We start from the raw sequence: 2,609 nt of genomic DNA, 5'->3' as shown, positions 1-2,609 counted from the left end.
GTCGACTGCATAGTCCCCCTTTTTCCCTCCTGTCCCCGTTGGGGCAGGAGGGTTTTTTAACCCGCGGGGCCGCGTGCGGCGAGCGTCTGCGCTTGAGGGAGGCGTGCGCCGAACGGCGGATGCTTTATTCAGATGGATTGAGAAACCCCAGCTCAGCGTGGTACATTCTTCGTGCTAACACCAAGGTTCGCACGGATCTGCCGGGCGCCTGCGCGCGCTTGCGCTCCGGTGCCCGGCAGGATCGCGAGGCGCAGGGGAGAAGCCTATGGAAGACGATCGACCCGATGCGCGCGAGTCGGCGCGCGAGCCGCGCACGGTCGAAGAGGTGCGCGCGCTGAAGAAGGCCCATCCGGGTGGAACATGGAAGTATGCCTGCGCATGCCGGTCGGGGGTGCGCTACGAAGGGGAAAGCGAGGCGTGGAGTTCGTTGAAAGAGATGATCGAAACCGAAGCACGTGGCAGCAAGACCGCGAATGCCCATGACGTCGAAGCGGAGTGGACGTCGCTGGTAGACGAGACGCGCGACAGCGTGCCGGTGCCGCCCGAGGACCGCGCGCCGGGCGCGCTGCGCGGCGCGGGTGCGCGCTCGCCGCTGTTCTGGAAGCTCATGCTGGTGGCCATGGCCCTCATCTGGGGCTATTCGTTCCTCACCATGAAGACGGTGCTCGACACCATTCCCACCTACATGCTGCTTGCCTGCCGCTTCCTGCCGTCGGCGGCCATCATGTTCGCCATCTTCCATAAGCGTATTCGCGCGCATTTCAATCTGGAATACCTGGGAATCGGCTTGCTGATGGGCTGCGTCATCTGGTCGGCGTACGGAACGCAGACGCTCGGCCTGGTGGATACCACGCCGGGTAAGAACGCCTTCCTCACCGGCACGTACTGCATCCTCGTGCCGTTCATCGCGTTCATCCTGTTCCGCGAGCGCATCACCAAGTGGCACATCTCCGCTGCGGTGCTGTGCCTGGTGGGTGTGGGCTTCGTGGCGCTCGACGACTTCTCCATCGGTCGCGGCGACCTGCTCACCCTGGTGGGCGCCGGCTTCTTCGCGCTGGATATGGCGGTCGTGGGCCATGTGGGGCGCACCCGCGACGTGAGCGTCCTGACGTTTTGGATGTTCCTGTTCGTGGGAACGTTCTCGTTGATCACCACCGCGTTCTTCGAGCCTGCCGTTCCGGCCGCTATGTGGACGCCCGGCACCATCGGGCAGCTGGCCTTCCTCGCGGTCATGTGCACCACGGTGGGCCTGCTTTTGCAGAACCAGGCGCTGTCCCACGTGCCGCCGGCGACGGGCTCGCTGCTGCTGTCGCTCGAAAGCCCCTTCGGTGTGCTGTTCTCGGTGCTCGTGGCGGGCGAGGTGCTTACCGGCAAGCTTATCTTGGGCTTCGCGCTCATCTTCTTGTCTATCGTTTTGTCCGAGACCCACTTCAGCTTCCTGGCCAAGTGGCTGCCGGAGCGCAAGCGCGCATAAAGCGCCTGCGTGGGTTAGCGTTTTAATTGAAACGACGTGATGGTATGAAGATCGATTCGGTGCGCGCGCTGTATTTTACGGGCGCGGGTACGACGAAGACTGTGGCGCAGGCTTTCTGCAAGGCTATCGAGGCGCCGTTCAAGCTGGTCGACGCGACGCCGCGTTCATGCGAGCTCGATGCCGCCCGCCCCGGCGAGCTGCTGGTGTGCGCGGTTCCATCCTATGGCGGTCGCGTGCCCGCGCCCTTCCTGGAGCGCTTGGCCTCGATGGGGCGCGCGAGCGAGCCTGTGCCCGCGGTCATGCTGGTCACCTACGGCAACCGCGCGGTCGACGATACGTTTATCGAGCTCGCCGATGCGCTCGACGCGCAGGGGATCGTGCCCGTGGGCGGTGCCGCCGTGGTGGCCCATCATTCTCTTATGACCAACGTGGCAGAGGGGCGTCCCGACGCCCAGGACCTGGCGGCGGTCGAGCAGCTCGCCCAGCGCGTGCGCGCCGCGCTCGAGGCCGCGCCGTGCGTCGAGGACGCGCGCTTGGCGCAGGTTCCGGGAGCGTGGCCGTACCGTGCGTACGACGGCGTGCCGTTCCATCCGGTCTGCCAGGCCGATCGCTGCGTCCAGTGCGGCGCGTGCGCGGCGCTGTGCCCCGTGGGTGCGATCGATCCCGAGCATCCCGAGGACACCGATGAGGAGCGCTGCATCTCGTGCATGCGCTGCGTCGCTGCCTGCCATCGCGGCGCCCGCGAGATCGGCGGCGGCTTGAAGCTGGCGGTGGCGCGCAAGGCCTTTGCGCTCAAATGCGCCAAGCGCTGCGAGAGCTACCTGCTGTAAGGCGGCATCGGAAGCGCCTGCGCGCTCGATGTTGAAAGAGACCGAAAAGCCCCGTTCCTCCAGGAGGGAGGAACGGGGCTATTTCTCATGCGCGCGTCCGCGCGATCGAGGCGGCTCGCGCGTCGTGGGGCGCGCGTGCGGCTAGCGACGCCGCTTCAGCTTGCGGCCGGCGTAGACCGCGGCGGAACCGGCGGCCGCCGCGATTCCTGCGAAGGCGGCCATGTCGCCGGTTGTGGGAAGGCCGCCGGGGCGCGCGGGCTGCTGCGGCTCGGGCTTGGGCTGCGGCTGCGGCTGCGGCTCGGGCT

General features: G+C 66.8%; 2 protein-coding genes. Both read left to right on the top strand.

The features are described from left to right. The first annotated feature begins 265 nt into the window (after positions 1-265). Complete coding sequence (locus tag I2E26_RS04735) at positions 266-1,474, top strand: DMT family transporter (protein WP_195419807.1); 1,209 nt, start codon at positions 266-268, stop codon at positions 1,472-1,474. A 44-nt stretch (positions 1,475-1,518) separates the two neighbouring features. Further along, complete coding sequence (locus tag I2E26_RS04730; protein WP_195419806.1) at positions 1,519-2,304, top strand: 4Fe-4S dicluster domain-containing protein; 786 nt, start codon at positions 1,519-1,521, stop codon at positions 2,302-2,304. Positions 2,305-2,609: the final 305 nt, after the last annotated feature.

This window comes from Collinsella sp. D33t1_170424_A12 (assembly GCF_015554865.1).
GTDB lineage: Bacteria > Actinomycetota > Coriobacteriia > Coriobacteriales > Coriobacteriaceae > Collinsella.
Note: the sequence above shows the minus strand (reverse complement) of the source record. Positions and strands in the feature narration are given on the sequence as shown.

Excerpts from the sequence above, each read along its gene's own strand:
- I2E26_RS04730 (WP_195419806.1), top strand. The coding sequence starts at position 1,519 with ATGAAGATCGATTCGGTGCGCGCGCTGTATTTTACGGGCGCGGGTACG.
- I2E26_RS04735 (WP_195419807.1), top strand. The coding sequence starts at position 266 with ATGGAAGACGATCGACCCGATGCGCGCGAGTCGGCGCGCGAGCCGCGC.